17 protein-coding genes and 1 riboswitch are annotated in these 18,376 nt (G+C 71.3%); of the genes, 8 read left to right on the top strand and 9 right to left on the bottom strand.

Annotated elements, in window-relative coordinates; translation table 11 throughout:
* Positions 1-180 precede the first annotated feature (180 nt).
* Positions 181-279, bottom strand: coding sequence for a 30S ribosomal protein bS22 (locus tag QQX09_RS05615; protein WP_074789180.1), 99 nt, complete (start codon positions 277-279; stop codon positions 181-183).
* A gap of 87 nt (positions 280-366) precedes the next feature.
* Entirely contained in the window at positions 367-600 is a 234-nt protein-coding gene (locus tag QQX09_RS05610) for a helix-turn-helix domain-containing protein (RefSeq protein ID WP_301131774.1), read from the bottom strand.
* A 174-nt stretch (positions 601-774) separates the two neighbouring features.
* On the opposite strand from QQX09_RS05610, the gene QQX09_RS05605 reads away from it, so the two are divergent.
* Together QQX09_RS05605 and QQX09_RS05600 are read left to right on the top strand one after the other, a co-directional pair.
* Positions 775-2,145 carry a TrkH family potassium uptake protein gene (locus QQX09_RS05605; RefSeq protein WP_301131773.1) on the top strand — a complete coding sequence of 457 codons (1,371 nt, stop codon included), beginning with the start codon at positions 775-777 and terminating at the stop codon, positions 2,143-2,145.
* Entirely contained in the window at positions 2,138-2,803 is a 666-nt protein-coding gene (locus tag QQX09_RS05600) for a potassium channel family protein (protein ID WP_301131772.1), read from the top strand. Before QQX09_RS05605 ends, QQX09_RS05600 begins: the two co-directional genes overlap by 8 nt.
* A 6-nt stretch (positions 2,804-2,809) precedes the next feature.
* Here the strand turns inward: QQX09_RS05600 and QQX09_RS05595 are convergent, their stop codons facing one another.
* From QQX09_RS05595 to QQX09_RS05575, 5 genes are all read right to left on the bottom strand, one after another.
* Positions 2,810-3,529: an anti-sigma factor gene (locus tag QQX09_RS05595; RefSeq protein ID WP_301131771.1), complete on the bottom strand. Its 720-nt coding sequence runs from the start codon at positions 3,527-3,529 to the stop codon at positions 2,810-2,812.
* Positions 3,516-4,103 (bottom strand): RNA polymerase sigma factor, encoded by a 588-nt coding sequence (locus QQX09_RS05590; protein ID WP_301131770.1) that lies wholly within the window; start codon positions 4,101-4,103, stop codon positions 3,516-3,518. The genes QQX09_RS05595 and QQX09_RS05590 overlap by 14 nt, the downstream gene beginning before the upstream one ends.
* On the bottom strand, positions 4,100-4,759 hold the full coding sequence (locus tag QQX09_RS05585) for a class F sortase (protein ID WP_301131769.1): 660 nt from the start codon (positions 4,757-4,759) through the stop codon (positions 4,100-4,102). Before QQX09_RS05585 ends, QQX09_RS05590 begins: the two co-directional genes overlap by 4 nt.
* Positions 4,760-4,830: 71 nt before the next feature.
* Entirely contained in the window at positions 4,831-5,646 is an 816-nt protein-coding gene (locus tag QQX09_RS05580) for a DUF4397 domain-containing protein (protein ID WP_301131768.1), read from the bottom strand.
* Positions 5,647-5,876: 230 nt separating this feature from the next.
* Positions 5,877-7,058 carry an anti-sigma factor domain-containing protein gene (locus QQX09_RS05575; RefSeq protein WP_301131767.1) on the bottom strand — a complete coding sequence of 394 codons (1,182 nt, stop codon included), beginning with the start codon at positions 7,056-7,058 and terminating at the stop codon, positions 5,877-5,879.
* Between the two features lie 475 nt (positions 7,059-7,533).
* Here QQX09_RS05575 and QQX09_RS05570 point away from each other — a divergent pair, with 475 nt between their 5' ends.
* Positions 7,534-8,088: a hypothetical protein gene (locus QQX09_RS05570; protein ID WP_301131766.1), complete on the top strand. Its 555-nt coding sequence runs from the start codon at positions 7,534-7,536 to the stop codon at positions 8,086-8,088.
* 371 nt (positions 8,089-8,459) lie between these two features.
* Here the strand turns inward: QQX09_RS05570 and QQX09_RS05565 are convergent, their stop codons facing one another.
* Positions 8,460-9,887, bottom strand: a complete 1,428-nt coding sequence (locus QQX09_RS05565) for an ATP-binding protein (RefSeq protein ID WP_301131765.1) — start codon at positions 9,885-9,887, stop codon at positions 8,460-8,462.
* A gap of 105 nt (positions 9,888-9,992) precedes the next feature.
* On the bottom strand, positions 9,993-12,416 hold the full coding sequence (locus QQX09_RS05560) for a glycoside hydrolase family 94 protein (RefSeq protein WP_301131764.1): 2,424 nt from the start codon (positions 12,414-12,416) through the stop codon (positions 9,993-9,995).
* 406 nt (positions 12,417-12,822) lie between these two features.
* Between QQX09_RS05560 and dcd the strand changes: the two genes are divergently transcribed.
* The 5 genes from dcd to QQX09_RS05535 all read left to right on the top strand — a co-directional run bounded on the left by dcd (position 12,823) and on the right by QQX09_RS05535 (position 17,992).
* Positions 12,823-13,395: a dCTP deaminase gene (dcd, locus tag QQX09_RS05555; protein ID WP_301131763.1), complete on the top strand. Its 573-nt coding sequence runs from the start codon at positions 12,823-12,825 to the stop codon at positions 13,393-13,395.
* 95 nt (positions 13,396-13,490) lie between these two features.
* Entirely contained in the window at positions 13,491-14,399 is a 909-nt protein-coding gene (locus QQX09_RS05550) for a DUF2510 domain-containing protein (RefSeq protein WP_301131762.1), read from the top strand.
* Positions 14,400-14,470: 71 nt separating this feature from the next.
* Positions 14,471-14,601: riboswitch (TPP riboswitch) on the top strand.
* Between the two features lie 19 nt (positions 14,602-14,620).
* Entirely contained in the window at positions 14,621-15,694 is a 1,074-nt protein-coding gene (locus QQX09_RS05545) for a thiamine ABC transporter substrate-binding protein (protein WP_301131761.1), read from the top strand.
* Positions 15,695-15,704: 10 nt separating this feature from the next.
* Positions 15,705-17,345, top strand: a complete 1,641-nt coding sequence (locus QQX09_RS05540) for an ABC transporter permease (protein ID WP_301131760.1) — start codon at positions 15,705-15,707, stop codon at positions 17,343-17,345.
* A complete protein-coding gene (locus QQX09_RS05535) occupies positions 17,342-17,992 on the top strand; it encodes an ABC transporter ATP-binding protein (RefSeq protein WP_301131759.1) in 651 nt (216 codons plus the stop codon). The genes QQX09_RS05540 and QQX09_RS05535 overlap by 4 nt, the downstream gene beginning before the upstream one ends.
* Positions 17,993-18,376: the final 384 nt, after the last annotated feature.

Below are 18,376 nucleotides of genomic sequence, written 5' to 3'. Positions count from 1 at the left end.
GCTCCGTCCCCGCCGGGCCCCAACCGGCGCAAGGGACCGGGTGCGCCGCGCATCGTCCCTGGTGGCGCGACTCGTGCGCGGTGGCGTACGCCGGTTCCGACGGGAGCAGGGACGATGCGCCGGGGAAGCGAAACGCCCGCCCCGCCGGGTGGCGGAACGGGCGTGCGAAGCGCGGTGCGCTTACTTCTTGTTGCGGCGCTGGTGGCGCGTCTTGCGAAGCAGCTTGCGGTGCTTCTTCTTCGACATACGCTTGCGGCGCTTCTTGATGATGGAACCCACGGAACCTACCTCGTTCTCCGACATAAAGTGCGAGGCGTGCCGTAGCACGCCGGCGTCCAGGCCGCGCTGGACGCGACAGACAAGGACCTAGCCTACCGTGCCGGTGCCCTTGTCGTCATCTTCGACGATGTAGCCACCGGCGAGGGCGGCCTGCTCCATGAACTGCTCGACCGCCTGCTGGGGGACGCGGAACGACCGTCCGAAGCGCACCGCGGGCAGCTCGCCCGAGTGCACCCAGCGGTACACCGTCATGCGCGACACCCTCACCATGTCGGCCACCTCGGCGACGGTGAGGAAGGTGGTGCGCGGTGATTCGGCCATGTCGTCTCGTCCCTCTCGTAGCATCTGGCGCGTATATCGGCCCGATGCTCCTTCAACTGTAGGGGCTGAAGTGACGGTTGTGAAGTGTGGGGAACGCGCCGATGATGGGGGTGAGGGATAGGCTCGCGCGCGGGGCGTCAAGCAGGGCGAACAGGTCCCGCGGTGAGGAGATCGATGGCAAGCCTGCGCACGGCTCGCGACGCGTTCGGTGAATGGATCGACCGCGTCGCGCTCGAGTCGCCGGCCCGTCTCACCCTCGGCGCCTTCGCCATCACCATCCTGCTCTTCACGGGCCTGCTGTCGCTGCCCGCCGCGACGACCAGCGGCGAGCGCGCTCCGTTCGTCGACGCGCTCTTCACCTCGACCTCCGCGGTGTGCGTCACCGGCCTCGTGACCGTGGATACCGGCACTTTCTGGTCGCCGTGGGGCCTCACGATCATCGGCCTCGCGATCAAGGTCGGCGGCCTCGGGATCATGACGCTCGCGTCGCTGGCCGGCCTCGCGGTGTCGCGCAGGCTCGGCCTGACGCAGCGCATCCTCGCGGCGGGCGAGTCCCGCGCCGCCGGCCTAGGGGACCTGGGCTCGCTGCTCCGCACGGTTGTCATCGTGTCGACCACCGTCGAGCTCACCATCGCCGCGATCCTCCTCCCCCGCTTCCTCACGCTCGACTACGGCTGGCCCAAGTCGCTCGGCTACTCGCTCTTCTACGGCGTCTCCGCGTTCAACAACGCGGGATTCACGCCCGACCCGGTGGGCCTGTACCCCTACGCGGGCGACCTGTGGATGCTGGTGCCGATCGGCCTGGGGGTGTTCATCGGCGGCCTGGGCTACCCCGTCTACCTCAACCTGCTGCGCGAGCGGAACCCCCGCAAGTGGTCGCTCCACACCAAGCTCACGCTCGTCACGGTCACCGTGCTGGCGTTCATCTCGGCCTCGTTCCTCGCGGTGTTCGAGTGGACCAACCCCCTCACGCTGGGCGACCACAGCGCGGGCAAGACGATCGGCAACGTGTTCTTCCAGTCGATCAACCAGCGCTCGGGCGGCTTCGCATCCTTCGACGTGGGACTCGCGCGCGAGCAGACCTGGCTGCTCGAGGACGTGCTGATGTTCGTCGGCGGCGGCTCCGGATCGACCGCGGGCGGCATCCGCGTCACCACGCTCGCGGTCCTCGTGCTCGCGGCATGGGCCGAGGCGCGCGGCCGCCGCGACATCGAGGCCTTCGGCAAGCGCATCGGCACCGAGGTGCTCCGCGTCGCGGTCTCGATCACCCTCATGGGCCTCTTCGTCGTCATCGTCACCACCGGCATCTTCATGTGGCAGACGGACATCCCGCTCGACCGGTCCCTGTACGAGGTGGTGTCCGCGTACGCGACGTGCGGACTGTCGACAGGGATCACCGGCGACCTCGACTCCGATGCGAAGATGACCTTGATCATCACGATGTACCTGGGCCGCGTGGGCTCGCTCACGCTCGCCTCGGCCCTCATGCTCAACCGCCAGCGCCGGGTTGTCCGGTACCCGTCAGAAAGGCCCCTCATTGGCTAGCAACGACTCGTCCCGCGCGGGGGTCCTGGTCTTCGGGCTCGGCCGCTTCGGCTCGGCCATCGCGGACACGCTCGACAACATGGACGTCGAGGTCCTGGGTGTCGAGCGCGACCCCGCGGTGGTCGAGCGCTGGTCCAAGCGCATCCCCTGCGTCGAGGCCGACGGCGCGGACCCGCGCGCCCTCGAGCAGATCGGCGCCGCCGACTTCGCCGCCGCGGTGGTCGGCGTGGGCACGTCGCTCGAGGCGTCGGTGCTCATCACCGGCAACCTCGCCGACGTCGGCGTGCCGGAGATCTGGGCCAAGGCCACGTCGAACGAGCACAAGCGCATCCTCGAGCGCATCGGCGCGCACCACGTGGTGCTGCCCGAGGCCGAGGCGGGCGCGCGCATCGCGCACTCGGTCGGCGGCAACATGCTCGACTACATCGAGGTCGAGGACGGCTTCACCGTCGTGAAGATGCGCGCGCCCAAGGAGACGCACCACTTCACCCTCGACAAGCTCAACCTCCAGGGCACGTACGGCGTCCACGTCATCGGCGTGAAGAGCGCGGGCCACGAGTTCGAGTACGCGACCCCGGACACCGTGGTCGGGCCCGAGGACCTGCTGGTGGTCGCGGGCGAGGGCGAGCTGCTCGAGCGCTTCTCGCAGCGCCCGTAGCCGGGGTCAGCCCTCGAGGACACCCCTGGTGATCGAGTCGCCCGAGTGCGTCGGGTCGCCATCCGCGGGCTCGACGGAGATGTCGACGATGGGGAAGGCCGTGACGTCGTATCCCGCGGGGATCTCGAACTCCCCGTGGTCGGCCGTGAGGAACCCGAGCGACACCATGCCGACGACGTCCGGGTCGATGAGCCACACCTCGAGCGCGCCGTCGGCGGTGGGCGCGTAGGCGGTGTCGACCACGAGCACCTCGGTGCCGTCGTCCCGACGCTCGACGCGCGCGGTGCCGGCGTCCGCCTCCGTCGCGAGGTCGGCGAGCGCGGCCTGCGCCACGAGCGACTGCTCCGGGGCGGTGTCGCGGAGGGCGAGAGCGACCCCGACGCCCCCGATCGCCACACCGACGGCCGCGGCCGCACCGACGACCCAGCCGGCGAAGGTGCGATCCGGGGCCCGTCGCGGCCGGCGACCGGCCGTCAGCGGCACGACCGAGCCGGACGCCGCATCGTCCTCCGCGCGGACCTGCGTGTCGATCGCCTCCCACACGCCGTCCGGCGGAGCGACCAGCGGACCCGCGGGTCCGGCGTCGACGAGCGTCGCCTGGAGGTCGCGCAGCTCGGCCACCTCGTGGGCGCACCGCTCGCACGCGGCCACGTGCGCGGCATCGGAGGCGTCCACCGGCTCGCCGAGCGCGAGCGCGGCCAGCACCTCGTCGTCACAGTGACGCATCGGCGGCCTCCAATCCTCGTCGCAGCGCGATCAACGAGCGCCGCAGGTGGCTCTTGACGGTGCCGAGCGGCATGCGCAGCTCCGTCGCGATCTGCTCGTGGGTGCGACCTTCGAAGAAGGCGAGCGCCACGATGGTCGAGCGGGGCGGGCCGAGGCTCTCGACCTCGCCCCGCACCATGATCCTGTCCGCCTCCCGCGCCAGCGGGTCCGGCTCGCCCGCGGGCGGGAGGTCGCGGACGGCCTCGAGCCGGCGCCGCTCCCGCGACCGGGACTCCAGCGCGTCCGCGATCGTGCGCTTCGCGATGCCGACCACCCAGCCGCGCGCAGTGCCGCGCTCGGGGTCGAAGCGCGCCCTGCCGCGCCAGGCGGCCACGTATGTCTGCTGGGTCACGTCCTCGGCCTCGGCCCGGTCGCCGAGTGACCGCAGCGCGAGCGTGTAGACGAGCGCCGAGGACTCCCGGTAGAGCCGCTCGAGCGACCCGTCGACGCCGGCGGCGAAGTCGCGGTCGAGCGACCGGTCGGGCGCATCGTCCCGCTCCGCCGTCTCCGCCACCATCGCCGTCCCTGCGCTCATCGCGAGTCGTCCTCCGGGAGTGCCCAGACGAGGACGTTGTCCTCGTAATGTTGCACATCGGCATCCCAGCGTCCACCACACGTGACGAGCACCAGGGCGCCGTCGGGCGAGGCGAAGACGGCGTCGAGGTCGACGTCGCGCTTGTCCGTCTGCTCGACGCGTTCGACCCGGTAGACGGCCGAGCCGCCATCGTCGAGCACCACCTCGAGGCGGTCTCCCGGCCGTGCCTCCCGTAGCCGGGCGAAGGGTCCCAGCCCGACCACCGCATCGTCCACGTGCGCCGCGATCACCGCGTTGCGACCGCCGCGGAGGCCCCCGCCGGGGTTGCCCGCCGCGCGGAACCAGCCGGCGACCTCGGCGCTCGAAGGCAGCTCCATCGAGCCGTCCGCGTCGAGGCCGACGCCCCTCACGCGCACGTCGATCCCGAGGCGGTCGACCACCAGCCTCGACGGCCGGGGCGCCGCGGCGAGGTCGGCGACGTCGGCGCGACGGACGGGGATCTGTCCCGCCACCGGCCCCGCCGCGATCGCGGGGATCTCGGCGACGGCGGGCGCGACGCTCGCGGCCGGGGTCGGCTCCGTCTGCGCCCCGGCGGGGCTGCACGCGGAGAGCCCGAGCGGCATGAGCGCGGCGAGCGCGAGGGCTGCGAGTCGCATGAGGGGCTCCGGGGTCGTGGGTGGGGGCGGGGCCGCCAGGGGGAGAGGGCGCCCCGCCCCCGGAGGGGACGTCAGCGGCGGGCGAGCGCCGCGCGGGTGCCGAGGCCCGCCGCGGCGACCAGCGCGAGCGCCCCGGCCACGATCACGCCGGCCGGCACGCCTCCGTCGTCGGCCGCGAGGCCCTGGGTGCCGGCGCTGACGCCGGCCGGCATGTCCGCGTGGGTCGCGACGGTCTGGGCCGCGACCGCGAGGCTGCCGTCCTCGGCGGAGCCCCACGCGTAGACGATCGTGTTGACGGCCTCCTCGACCGCGACGTCGGTGGGGCCGAGCACCGGGTCCTCCTCGCCGGTGAGCGACACGGCCGCCGCGTAGGTGCCGACGGGCAGGTCCGCCATGACCTCGTCGGGGTTGGCGAGGTTGTCGAAGACCACGCTGCCGTCGGCCCACACGTCGACCGCAGGGGCGGCGGCGACGTGACGGACGGTGAGGCGGCCCTCGCCGGACGCGGTCGCGGAGATGTCGTTGGTGAAGAGGTTCGCCGTCGCGTCGCCCGCCTCGTCGAGATGCGCGATCGCGGTGTAGCTCATGCCCTCCTCGAGCGGCAGGTCGATCGGCCCGAGCACCGGCTCCGAGTCGTCGGCGGCGTCGGACGCGGTGATCGCGACCGCGTAGGTTCCGGGATCGAGGTCGAGCGGCCCGGCGAGGTCGCCCGGGGCGAAGTCGTCGAGGGTGAGGGCACCGTCGACGTAGACGTCCACGGTGAGGTCCGGGATGCCGTGGAGCACCGAGAGCTCGGCCTTCCCGTCGTCGACCGCGAGCGCGGGGGCGGCGGTGCCCGCCGCGAGCAGGGTGCCGGCGGCGATGCCGGCGAGGATCGAGGTACGCATGTCCTTCTCCTTCCGTCGAGGCCGCCGCCGGGGTGCGGCGTGCCGTCACCTCCTACTTCCGACGGAGGACGCCGTCCAGATGCAGCCCGACCCGAATTTCGCTCACAGCGAACAGTGCGCCGTGACAGCCGCCACGGATCTCGCGGCGACACGCCGCGCGCGGAGGGACGATGCGCCGGTCGCCGCGGCGTGTCGCGCCGGGATCCGTGCGGAGCGTCGGGAGGGGAGGCTCAGCGCAGGGTGCCGCGGGCGATGACGTCGCCGCTCGGGCCCGCATCACCGTCCCACGGCTCGCGGCTGATCTCGACGGTCGCACCCACGGCCGTCGGGGCGGAGGGCGGCAGCGCGACCTCGTAGTGGCCGGACGTGAGCTGGCCCAGCGCGATCGGCTCGCCCTGCACCGGGATGAGCCACAGCTCGAGGTAGGCGTCCGGATACTCGGCGTACGGCCCGTCGACCACGATGACCTCGCCGCCATCGGTACCGGCGAGCAGCTGTGCGGTGCCGGTCTCGGACCCGCCCGCGCGGGGATCCTCGAGCCTAGTGCGGGCGACGGCGTCGCCCCGGGGCTCGACCAGCACCTGCGACAGCGCGACCGCGAGCCCCGCGACCACGCTCGCGGCCACGAGCGCGATGCTCATCACCAGGGTGCGGCGGCGGTGCGCGCGTGCCGCGTCCCGCCGTGCCTCGTCCCGCCAGTCCGGCTCGGGCTCGGGCGGGCCCGCGTCGACGGCCTCGCGCACCTCGTCCCACAGGCCGGCGCGCGGCGCCACCATGGGTGCCGAGGCGGGCATGCGCGCGATCGACCCGACGAGGTCGTTGAGCGAGCGCCAGGCATCGCGGCATTCGCGGCACGAGGCGATGTGCTGCTGGCCGCCGTCGGCGATCCGGATCCCGAGCGCGCGCGAGGCGAGCCCCTCGACGGACGCATGCCCCTCGCCCGGGACGGGCCCGGGCCACAGCGCGAGCAGCGCGTCGCGCAGGCGCGTCTCGAGCGCGTCCTCGGGGAGCCCCGCGGCCATCGCGAGCTCGTAGCGGGGCACGCCGTGGACGAGCGCGCGCTCGAGGAGCTCGCGGTCGTCGGGGTCGATCCGGTCGAGAGCGGCGCGCACCAGGATCCGGTCGGCCTCGGCCACGACCGCACGCTCGTCGGTCACGCCCTCCGTGCCGAGCGCGGCGTCGTCGAGGGCGGCGAGCTTGGCGCGCACGCGCCGCTCGAGGTCGCCCGTGATCCGGTCGACCGCATCGTTGACGAGGTCGCGAGGCTCGAGGGAGCCGCCGGCCGCCGCGGAGGCGAACACGCGCCTCACCACGTCCTCGGCCTCCTCGACGGAGCCGAGCGCCCTGAGCGCGAGCGTGTGCACGAGCGCGCCGGACTCGCGATAGGCGTCCTCGATGTCGGTCACGATCATGCTCACCCCCTCGTCCACGGGCAGTGTGCCACGCGCGGGCCGGGACCCGGCACCCCCCGGGGCATGCGTGAGGGCGCCGCACCCGCTGCGGCGCCCTCACGGCTCGGGAGCAGAAAGAGCGCACGAACCCATCGGGCCCTCTCGAAGCGCACCTCGGAGTCGCCACGACGCTCCGCCGGGCGAATCTCCGCGACAGGACGCTCGAGCAGCTCGTGACACGACTCACGTGCGCGCACGTTGGAGGCACGCGCGCATAGGCACCCCGGTACGGCAGCGTCCTTGAAGCCGCTACTGATGCTCGGAGCTCCCCGTAGGCGCACCCAGTGCGACGCGGCCAAGGTCGCACACCTCCTTCGACAAACGCATCCGCGTGCTCGACGACTCCAACTTGGTTGACCGCTCGCGCTCCGCGGACCAGCGAGAGCTGGAGGGCAACTCCGGTAGACCGCGACCTCTGGCGGCTAGAGTGCCAGGCATGACGTTCGAGGAAGAGATCAGGAACGCGCTGTCACGCGAACGCATGGATCTTGCCGCGCAACGCAACCGCGTCGAAACACCGACACCCGGTGATGTATTCGCAAGCGAATGCGCGGAATTCGACGCGCAGGTCGATGCGGCGCTCTCGATTCTTCACGAGGCCGAAGTGCCGAAGGTGCCGGTGATCGCTTTCTTCCCGCCGCTGCGAGGCGGCCATCGCAAGCCTCGACGTCTAGGAACCGCCATTCCGCTGGGCGAGGCCTTCAAGCATCGTGGCGAGCTGCGGTTCGGATATCTCACGGCGGCCGGCATCCGCTCGCGACGCCTTCGGGTGCGACCGAACGACCTCATCATCCGGGTCGAGACGGACACGCCGCACCGGGTGCGTTCGACGTTGCGCCTCGGACCGGCGCACTTGGGGCCACCGCTGGCAGGCCACGTCACGATGCACTTCTTCGACACCACGGACGGGTCGACAACGTACGTGTCACCGACCGAATGGCTCGCGAACACCGTGGGCAGGACGCTCGCGCTGTTCGAAGAACTCCACTGAACCGCGCTGATCAAGGTCAGACAGTCACCGACACCTTGGCCACGGAGCCGCAAGGGAAGGCCAGGCGGTGGCGGTCACCTGGACCACGGAGCCGGGCTCCGCGTAGGGCACAAGCGCGCTCTCGACGGGTGTGCCGTCGACGGTGTGCGAGGCGCCCGTGCCACCGGAGTCGGCGACCGTGATGACGTGCGCGGCGTTGCACGGCTCCTGCGACAGAATCGAACAACAGCGCGCCGCGTTGTTGCGCAACAGGGCTTGCACCCGATGTCGATCTGCATGCTTGCCGCAATGAGATTCCGGCGATCCACCAGGCCTACTCGCCAAGGATCACTAAACGTTTGTTGCGAACTTTTGTTGAGAGTGCGCGCCACTCAGCCCAGCAGGCCCCAGGTCGCAGTTCTGTCATTCGGGCTCTGACCCCGCCACTCAACGAGTCCAGCATCCTCCAAGATACGGAGATACTTCAGCACCGTTGGACGGCTCATTCCCGCTAGGTCGACAACGTCGCCCGTTCGCATAGGCCGATCGACGCCTTCGAGCATCTTGAAGAGCGCCCGTGCCTGCGTCGGGAGGCTCGCCAGAACCTGGTCGTTGACGCGCGCCTGCGACAAGAGCGTCAGCCTCACGTGCCCGCTGCCCTGTTCATAGAGCGGGTCTGACAGGCCTCGTTCCCGCATTTCCTCGAAGATGCGACGGATGCCTTCACCAAGTTCCTGCGTGATGCTGAGGTCAAAGCACACGCGAGCGATCCGCGGATTGCGTGCGTACCGCACGGCCTCGAGAGGGTCGGTCAGGTTGGCGAGCCCTGGGAAGCGCCCAGGGCTGGTGATCACGACTCGGTCCTCAAACAACTCAACGCGTATGTGGTCGCCGCCCATGCTGTAAGAACGATGGACGACGGCGTTGACCAAGCCCTCAAGCCATGCAGCCCGGGGGACAATCGGGATTGCCGAGAACTTCCCGTCCGCGCCGAGCGCTCGCCGCCGTGGAATGTTGCGCTCGATGACCTGCGTCGCTTCAGCGATGACGCGCGGAATCGGCCCCTCGATCCGGAGGTCCGTCTCGCTGTCGAGCGCCTGCCGGCTTCCCGAACCACGATCCGTGCCGAAATACCGCAGGACGCGGACGAACGCACTTGGGAACAGGTCCTGGGGGTGTTCCGCAAAGAGCAGGTACGCCCCCACCGTGACATCGAGAGCCGACGTCAGCAGGCCACGCGTGGCAAGGAAGCGCTCCGGAGAACCTGATGCGCCCGCTGCACGGCGGTATGACTCAACGAGCGCCGGAGATAGGTCCCTGAAGGAGCGGTCTTGAAGCTTCTGTGCCTCGTACTTGGCGAGGCCACGGTCAAACTCAAGCTCCTGACGCTGTGCAAATGTCAACCTTCGGTTTTCATCCCCGACGCGCAGATAGCAGTCCCCCGACACCGTCTCGTGCACCTGCTCACTCGGCTCGACGAGAATCACGAGCAGATGCGCATCGAGTCCGTCGCCTCGACGGCAGGCCACCTCGCGAATCTGTACTGGCGCTGGAGGCCTGAGGAAGTCGATCGATGCCTGTCGAAGGTCATTGATGCGCGATGTCTCGCGATCCAGACGCTCAACGATCCCATCTGAGAGCCCGATAACGATGCTCCCACCCTCCGCATGGGCGAACGCCGCGATGGATTCAGCAAGCTTCGCGGGCTTGATACGAACCGACTTGCGGTCGAACCATTGATCCTCGCCGAGCTCGAGCAGCTTGGCAGCGCGGCGAACAACCGGGAGATCCAGAGCAGCGGTGGCAGCGTTCGATGGCACATTGCTACTGTAAACATTTGACAGTAGATGCGCCGCTCGACACTCCCGGGGCATGCGTGAGGGCGCCGCACCCGCTGCGGCGCCCTCACGGCTCGGGAAGGAAGGTCAGACGGTGGCGGTCACCTGGACCACGGAGCCGGGCTCAGCGTAGGGCACGAGCGAGCCCTCGACCGGGACGCCGTCGACGGTGAGCGAGGCACCCTTGCCGCCCGAGTTGGTCACGGTGATCACGTAGGTCGCGCCCCGCACGACGCGGCGGACGGTGTACTCGGACACCTCGGCGCCGATGCACGGGTCCACGACGAGGCCGTCGTAGTCCGGGCGGACGCCCAGCAGGTACTGGGACACGGTGACGAAGTTCCACGACGCGGTGCCGGTGAGCCACGAGTTCTTCGCCTCGCCGTGGCGGACGGCGTCCTTGCCGGCGATCATCTGCGCGTACACGTACGGCTCGAGGCGGTGCACCTCGGACTGCTCCTCGCGGTACGCGGGGGCGATCTGCTTCCAGTACTCCCACGCGTGCTCGGCGCGGCCGACCACGGTCTCCGCGATGATCACCCACGGGTTGTTGTGGCAGAAGATGCCCGCGTTCTCCTTGTAGCCCGGCGGGTAGGACGTGACCTCGCCCAGCTCGACGTGGTATTCGGTGTAGGCCGGGTTCAGCAGGACGATGCCGTGGGGCGTGTTGAGCCGCTCGCGCACCGAGTCGAGGGCCCTGGCGGCCTTGCCGTCCTCGACGCCGATGCCGCCCATGATGCAGTAGCCCTGGGGCTCGATCCAGATCTGGCCGTCCTGCGTCTCGTGGGTGCCGACCTTGTTGCCGAAGTAGTCGTACGCGCGCAGGAACCACTCGCCGTCCCAGCCGTGCTCCGTCACGGCGGCCTTCATCTCCTCGATGGCGGTCTGCGCGCGGTCGGCCTCCGCATCGTCCCCCCGACGTCGCGCCAGCGCGACGTACTCGGGGCCGATCGCGGCGAACATGCCCGCGATGAAGACCGACTCGGCGACGCCGCCGGTGCGGTTGCCGGTGGTCTGGAAGGACTCGCCGGGCTCGGTGGAGAAGCAGTTGAGGTTGAGGCAGTCGTTCCAGTCGGCGCGGCCGATGAGCGGCAGGCCGTGCGGGCCGGTGTTGTTGAGCGGGTGGTCGAACGAGCGCTTGAGGTGCTCCATGAGGGAGGCGGCCTTGGACTCGTCGTTGTCGAACGGCACCTGCTCGTCGAGGATCGCGAAGTCGCCGGTCTCCTTGACGTAGGCCGCGACGCCGAGGATCAGCCACAGCGGGTCGTCGTTGAAGCCCGAGCCCAGCGTGTGGTTCCCGCGCTTCGTGAGCGGCTGGTACTGGTGGTACGCGCTGCCGTCCTCGAACTGCGTCGACGCGATGTCGATGATGCGCTCGCGGGCGCGCTCGGGCACCAGGTGGACGAAGCCGAGGAGGTCCTGCGACGAGTCGCGGAAGCCCATGCCGCGACCCATGCCGGTCTCGAAGAAGGAGGCCGAGCGCGACATGTTGTAGGTCACCATGCACTGGTACTGGTTCCAGATGTTGACCATGCGGTCGAGCTTCTCGTGGCCGGACTCCACCGTGTACGAGCCCAGCAGGCCGTCCCAGTAGGCGTTGAGCGCGGCGAACTCGGCGAGGGTCTGCTCGTCGGTGGCGAAGCGGGCGAGGAGCTCGCGCGCGCCGTCCTTGCGGATGACGCCGGGAGCCTCCCACTTGTCGTCGCGCGGGTTCTCGAGGTAGCCGAGCACGAACGTGAAGGCCTTGGACTCGCCGGGCGCGAGCTCGACCTCGAGCTGGTGCGAGGCGATCGGGTACCACCCGGAGGCGACGCTGTTCTGGGCGCGGCCGGCGTGGGGCACGGCGGCCTCGTCGAAGCCGTTGCCGAAGCCGAGGTACGTGTCGCGGTCGGTGTCGAAGCCCGCGATGGGGGCGTTGACGCCGTAGACGGCGTAGTGGTCGCGCCGCTCGCGGTACTCGGTCTTGTGGTAGATCGCGCCGTCGACCACCTCGACCTCCCCGATGGAGAGGTTGCGCTGGTAGTTGGTCTGGTCGTCCTCGGCGTTCCACAGGTTGAACTCGAGGAAGCTGAACAGCGAGAAGGACTTGGGGGCGTCGGACGTGTTGGTGACCTCGACGCGGTGCACCTCCGCGTTGACGTCGACCGGGACGAACAGCAGCACGGACGCCGTCAGGCCGTTGCGCGAGCCCGTGATGCGCGTGTAGCCCATGCCGTGGCGGGTCTCGAAGGAGTCGAGCTCGGTCTTGTACGGGCGATAGCCGGGGCTCCACACGTCGCCGCCGTCGTTGATCGAGAAGTAGCGGCCGCCGTCGTCGACGGGCACGTTGTTGTAGCGGTAGCGCGTGAGGCGGCGCAGCTTGGCGTCGCGGTAGAAGCTGTAGCCGCCGCCGGTGTGGGACACGAGCCCGAAGAAGTCCTGCGCGCCGAGGTAGTTGATCCACGGGTACGGGGTGTGGGGCGTCGTGATGACGTATTCGCGGGCTTCGTCGTCGAAGTGGCCGAACTGCATGTGCGGTGCCTTTCGTGTCGGGGCGCGCTCGTCCTGCGGCGCCTCCGGCGGAGTGTCGGGAACCACCCTATCGAAACGATTCGGGAAACGCGAGAGAGCGCTCTCACGAACGGCGCGCCGGGACGATGCGGGGGTGGGGTGGGGACGGACCGGGCGACGATGTCGGCGCGCTCGCACACACCTCGTTCGCGCGTATTTCAGCCGATGCTTGAACATTCCCGCAGCCAACCGGTTGCGCCGCCCGCTGCGAGGGGCTGTTCAAGCCCGAGCTGAGATACGCGGTCACGACGTGCGCCGGCGCACCGATGCGTGCGCCCGGAGAGGTGCCGGGCGCGGCGCGGGACGCGGCCGGGACGATGCACAGCGGACCGCCGTGCACCGCGCATCGGCGGACTAGGGTGGGCTCATGCTTCTCTCGGACAGGGACATCCGTGCTGAGATCGCCGCGGGCAGGGTCGCCCTCGAGCCCTACGACGCGGACATGATCCAGCCCTCCTCGATCGACGTGCGCCTCGACCGCTTCTTCCGCGTCTTCGACAACCACAAGTACGCGGCCATCGACCCGGCCGCCGAGCAGCCGGAGCTCACGCGTCTCGTCGACGTCGCCGACGGCCCCTTCGTGCTCCACCCGGGCGAGTTCGTGCTCGGCTCGACCTACGAGTCCGTCACCCTGCCCGACGACGTGGCCGCGCGCCTCGAGGGCAAGTCCTCGCTGGGCCGCCTGGGCCTCCTCACGCACTCGACCGCGGGCTTCATCGACCCCGGCTTCGAGGGCAACGTCACGCTCGAGCTGTCCAACACCGCGACGCTGCCCATCAACCTGTGGCCGGGCATGAAGATCGGCCAGCTGTGCTTCTTCCGGCTGTCCTCGCCCGCCGAGCACCCCTACGGCTCCGACCGCTACGGCTCGCGCTACCGCGGCCAGCGGGGCCCCACCGCCTCCCTCAGCTGGAAGAACTTCCACCGCATCGACATCTGAGGCACCGCCTCACCTGTCGACCGCGTCACATCGGGCCGCGACGGCCGGCCGGTCCCCCTAGGATGCCGCGGTACGGCCATTCACCAGGGGGGACGATGCCCGAGCAGCACAGCGACCCGACCGCCGGCGACCCGTTCGCCGCGCCCGCGGCGGAGAGCGCGCCGGAGACCGCACGAGCAGCCGAGGCCGCCTCGGCGTCGGCTCCCGCGGGCTGGTACCCGGATGCCGAGCGGCCAGGGGGTCAGCGCTACTGGGACGGCGCCTCCTGGACCGACCAGCGCGTCGACGCGGTCCCGACGCCGCCGCGGAAGCGCGGCCGCCGCCTGCCGTGGCTGATCGCCGGCGGGGTCGGCGCCGCGCTCGGTGCCGGCTTCCTCGTCTACACGGCGGTCACCCACGCGGTCGAGTCCGCGTTCGTCAACGTCGTGGAGGGCACCGTCGACGCGACCGCGGGTGCCGCCGACGAGGACGGCGGCACCCGCACGCTCGCGGCGGTGACCGCCGACGGCTGGACCGCCGTGACGGTCATGGACGGCCACGGCTCGATCGCGGTCGACCCCGCCTGGACCGACGTCGCGGACGTCATGGGCGCGGAGGCCATGGCCGCCGAGATGTCGGCGGACGCAGGCGGCGAGATCGCCGTCGACGGGATCTGGCTCACCGCGGGCGACCTCGCGTACGGCGGCACGCTCCTCATGGTGATGAGCGTGGCCGATGCGGGCGCTGCCAGCACGCCCCGCCTCGAGGTCGCATCGTTCATCGAGGCGGCGGCCGCGGGGGCGGACTACGAGCTCTCGGTGGACGATGCGATCGTCACCGAGCACGGCTACGTCGGCCACATCTCGGAGTTCGACCTGCCGGTCGAGGACATCGTGCTCACCAACACCGTCGGGATCGTCGCCGACGGCAGCCACCAGCTCCTCGTCTACGCCACCGGCACCGAGGACCTGGGCCCTGGCTCGGGCCACCTCGAGGCGGTGCTCGGCTCGTACCTGGCGGAGTAGCCGACCCGGTCGGTCGCCGCGACGGCCTCGTACGCCGTGACCGTCCGCGGCTGACGCCGCGCTATCCTGGCCGGACACGACAGGGGAGCGCCTCCTTTCGCGGGCATCCGCGACGGACCCAGGGCGCTGAGAGTGCGGAACGCCGCAGACCCTCGAACCTGATCCGGCTCGCACCGGCGTAGGGAGTCGAGTCTCGTCCCCTCCTATTCCGGGAGGAAAACATGCGCGTCACGCGCACCGCGGCCGTCACGGCCGCCGCCATGTCCACCATGCTGCTCGCGGCCTGCTCGACCACCGCGGAGCCCGGCACGTCGGCCACCGCCGAGGCGACCGCCGCATCGTCCACCGAGACGGGCGGCACCGTCCGCCTGGTGACGCACGACAGCTTCGCCGTGCCCGAGGACGTGCTGGCCGCCTTCGAGGCCGAGTCCGGCATCGACGTCGAGCTGGTGCAGCCCGGCGACGCGGGCACGCTCGTCAACCAGCTGGTCCTCACCAAGGACGCGCCGCTGGGCGACGTGGTCTACGGCATCGACAACACGTTCGCGTCGCGCGCGGTCGACAACGGCGTGCTGTCCGCGTACGCGCCCGACGTGCCCGCCGCCGGGGATGCCGCCGCGTACGCGGTCCCCGGCGCCGAGGACCTGCTCACCGCCATCGACTTCTCCGACGTATGCCTCAACTACGACCTCGCGGCCTTCCCCGACGACGCGCCCACGCTCGACGACCTCACGGACCCCGCGTTCGCCGGCATGGTGTCGGTCACGAACCCCGCGACCTCCTCCCCCGGCCTCGCGTTCCTGCTCGCGACCATCGCGGCGAAGGGCGACGCCTGGACCGAGTGGTGGGCCGCGATGCGCGCCAACGACGTGCGGGTGACGGCTTCCTGGTCGGACACCTACTACACGGACTTCTCGGCACCGAACTACGGCGGCGACTACCCCATCGTCCTCAGCTACGCCTCCTCGCCGCCGTACGAGGTCATCGACGGCGAGCCCACCACCGCCGCCATGCTCGACGCGTGCTTCCGCCAGGTCGAGTACGCGGGCGTCCTCGAGGGCGCGGAGAACCCCGCCGGCGCGCAGGTCGTCGTCGACTGGCTGCTGTCCGACGACTTCCAGTCGACGCTGCCGGAGAGCATGTACGTCTACCCCGTGTCGACCACCGCCGAGGTGCCGGCGGACTGGGAGCAGTTCGCCCCCCTCGCCGCCGCGCCGCTGTCCGTCGACCCCGCCGACATCGACGCGCACCGCGACGAGTGGATCGACGAGTGGACCGCCACGGTCCTCGACTGAGACGACCGTCATGACGCCCTGGCCCGCGAGCGCCCGCCTCTGGTGGGCGCTCGCGGGCGTGCCCCTGGCCTTCCTCGGGCTCTTCTTCCTGTGGCCCGCGGGCACCGTCATCGTGAGGGGCCTGCTGGGCGAGGACGGGCTCGGCGGCGGCGACCTCGCGGGGGCGCTCGAGGTGCTTGCCCGGTCGCGCACGCTCGACGCGATCTCGACCACCGTGGGGCTCGCGGTCGCGGGCACCGCGGGTGCGCTGCTGCTGGGGCTGCCCGCGGCGTGGGCGCTGTCGCGGTTCTCGTGGCGGGGCGCCCGGACGATGCGCGCGCTCGTGACCGTGCCGTTCGTGCTGCCTACGATCGTGGTCGCCGCCGCGTTCTCCGCACTGTTCTCCCGGTCGGGGCTGCTCGGCGGCCTCGGGCTCGACCAGTCCGTGACGGCGATCGTGCTGGCGCTCGTGTTCTTCAACATCTCCGTGGTGGTGCGCATCGTCGGCGGGGCGTGGGAGTCGCTGTCCCCGCGGATGGCCGATGCGGCGCGCACGCTCGGGGCGTCCCCCGGCCGGGCGTTCGTGCGGGTGACGCTGCCCGCGCTGCGCCCCGCGATCGCGTCGGCCGCCGCGGTGGTGCTGCTGTTCTGCTCGACGTCGTTCGCGCTCGTGCTGATCCTGGGCGGATCCCGCGTGCGCACCGTCGAGACCGAGATCTACCTCCAGGTCAACCAGTTCCTCGACCTGCGCGCCGCGGCGGTGCTCGCGCTCGTGCAGGTGGTGTTCGTCGCGATCGCGCTGTGGGTGAGCGCGCGGGCCCGCGCGCCCCGTCCTCCCGCGGCGGTCGAGCCCGCCAGGGCGCCCCGCGGCCGCGAGCGCTGGGGGCTCGCGGCCGCCCTCGCCCCCACCGTGGCGCTGCTCGTCCTGCCCGGCATCGCGCTGGTCGAGCGGTCGCTGCGCACCACGGACGGCTACGGGCTCGACCACTACGCGGCGCTGCTGGGCGACCCGCCCGCCCGCTCGACGCTGTCCGCCCCGCTGTGGCAGGCGGCGCTGACGTCGCTCGTGACCGCGACGGTGGCGACCGCGATGGCCGCTTTGGTGGGGATCGTGACGGCGCAGCTGGTCGCGCGACGGTCGCGGCGTGCGTCGGCGCTCGAGTCGCTCGTCATGCTGCCGCTGGGCGTCTCCGCGGTGGTGGTGGGCCTCGGGGTGCTGCTCACGCTCAACCGGTCGGTGCTGGGCGTCGACCTGCGCGGGTCCTGGTGGCTCGTGCCGATCGCTCAGGCGGTGGTCGCGCTGCCGCTCATGGTGCGCGCGCTCGTCCCGGCCGCGCGCGCGATCGACCCGCGGCTGCGTGCCGCCGCCGCCACGCTCGGCGCCTCGCCCTGGCGCGTGCTGTGGCGGGTCGACGCTCCGATGCTGCGCTCCGCGACGGCCGCGTCGATCGCGTTCGCCTTCGCCATCTCCATGGGCGAGTTCGGCGCGACCGCCTTCGTCGCCCGACCGGACCGCCCGACGCTGCCCACCGCGATCGCGCGCCTGCTGTCGCGGCCCGGCATCGAGAATGTGGGCATGGCCTTCGCCGCATCCGTCCTGCTCGCCGCGATCACCGCGGCCATCATGCTCGCGTCCGAGCGCCTGCGCACCACCGTGGGGGCGGAGATATGAGCGGGCTCGAGGTCCGCGACCTGCGCGTCGCCTACCCCGGCACGCCGCCCGTCGAGGCCGTGCGCGGGGTCTCGCTGTCCATCCGCCGCGGCGAGACGCTCGCGCTGCTGGGGCCGTCGGGCTGCGGCAAGTCCTCGCTGCTGTCCGCGGTCGTGGGAATCGTCGAGCAGGCGGGCGGCACCGTTGCGTGGGACGGCGAGGACCTTGCCCGGGTGCCCGTGCACAAGCGGGGCTTCGGGCTGGTCTTCCAGGACGGGCAGCTCTTCCCCCACCTCACGGTGGGCGCGAACATCGCCTTCGGGTTGGAGATGTCCGGGATGGGTCGCGCGGCGCGGGTCGCGCGGGTCGAGGAGCTGCTGGCGCTGGTGGGGCTCGAGGGCCTGGGACAGCGCGGGGTCACCGAGCTGAGCGGCGGGCAGCGTCAGCGCGTGGCCCTCGCCAGGTCGCTGGCACCGCGGCCCCGCCTGCTCGCGCTCGACGAGCCGCTGTCCTCCCTCGACACGGATCTCCGCGCGCGCCTCGCGGTCGAGGTGCGCGACATCCTGCAGGCCTCCGGCGCCACCGGCCTGCTCGTCACGCACGACCCGGCGGAGGCGTCGGTCATGGCCGACCGGGTGGTGCGCATGGAGGACGGCCGGCTGGCCTGACGTCTCCGCCGTGCGCGCTGCGAGGTCCGGAGTGCTCGATTCGGCGCTCGCAGCCAAGCGGTCGATGCTTCACGCGGCGTCGATGAGGTCGTTGAGGGTTGGGGCGTCGGGGCGTCGGGGCGCGGGCGTGTCGGGGCGCGTGCGTGTCGGCGCGTGGGCGCGCACTTCGTGTCCGCGTATTTCAACGCAGGCTTGAACAGGACGTGCAGCGGGCAGCGGAACCGCCCTCGGGCGGGGCTGTTCTAGCGATTCCTGAAATACGCGAGCACGACTTGTACGCGAGCGCGCCGCACGGGGCGGTGCCGCAGCGGCAGGGCGCCGGGCGGTGGCGCTTCGGCGGTGGGGCTGGGCGGCCGGCGATTCCGGTCACCCAGCACCTCCCAG

The sequence above is a fragment of the Demequina litoralis genome, assembly GCF_030418455.1.
GTDB lineage: Bacteria > Actinomycetota > Actinomycetes > Actinomycetales > Demequinaceae > Demequina > Demequina litoralis.
The sequence above is the reverse complement of the archived record's forward strand: the minus strand, read 5'-3'. Positions and strand labels throughout refer to the sequence as shown.

Coding starts and splice junctions, on each gene's coding strand:
- QQX09_RS05610 (WP_301131774.1), bottom strand. CDS start 600: ATGGCCGAATCACCGCGCACCACCTTCCTCACCGTCGCCGAGGTGGCC.
- QQX09_RS05605 (WP_301131773.1), top strand. CDS start 775: ATGGCAAGCCTGCGCACGGCTCGCGACGCGTTCGGTGAATGGATCGAC.
- QQX09_RS05595 (WP_301131771.1), bottom strand. CDS start 3,529: ATGCGTCACTGTGACGACGAGGTGCTGGCCGCGCTCGCGCTCGGCGAG.
- QQX09_RS05590 (WP_301131770.1), bottom strand. CDS start 4,103: ATGAGCGCAGGGACGGCGATGGTGGCGGAGACGGCGGAGCGGGACGAT.
- QQX09_RS05585 (WP_301131769.1), bottom strand. CDS start 4,759: ATGCGACTCGCAGCCCTCGCGCTCGCCGCGCTCATGCCGCTCGGGCTC.
- QQX09_RS05580 (WP_301131768.1), bottom strand. CDS start 5,646: ATGCGTACCTCGATCCTCGCCGGCATCGCCGCCGGCACCCTGCTCGCG.
- QQX09_RS05575 (WP_301131767.1), bottom strand. CDS start 7,058: ATGATCGTGACCGACATCGAGGACGCCTATCGCGAGTCCGGCGCGCTC.
- QQX09_RS05570 (WP_301131766.1), top strand. CDS start 7,534: ATGACGTTCGAGGAAGAGATCAGGAACGCGCTGTCACGCGAACGCATG.
- QQX09_RS05560 (WP_301131764.1), bottom strand. CDS start 12,416: ATGCAGTTCGGCCACTTCGACGACGAAGCCCGCGAATACGTCATCACG.
- dcd (WP_301131763.1), top strand. CDS start 12,823: ATGCTTCTCTCGGACAGGGACATCCGTGCTGAGATCGCCGCGGGCAGG.
- QQX09_RS05550 (WP_301131762.1), top strand. CDS start 13,491: ATGCCCGAGCAGCACAGCGACCCGACCGCCGGCGACCCGTTCGCCGCG.
- QQX09_RS05545 (WP_301131761.1), top strand. CDS start 14,621: ATGCGCGTCACGCGCACCGCGGCCGTCACGGCCGCCGCCATGTCCACC.
- QQX09_RS05540 (WP_301131760.1), top strand. CDS start 15,705: ATGACGCCCTGGCCCGCGAGCGCCCGCCTCTGGTGGGCGCTCGCGGGC.
- QQX09_RS05535 (WP_301131759.1), top strand. CDS start 17,342: ATGAGCGGGCTCGAGGTCCGCGACCTGCGCGTCGCCTACCCCGGCACG.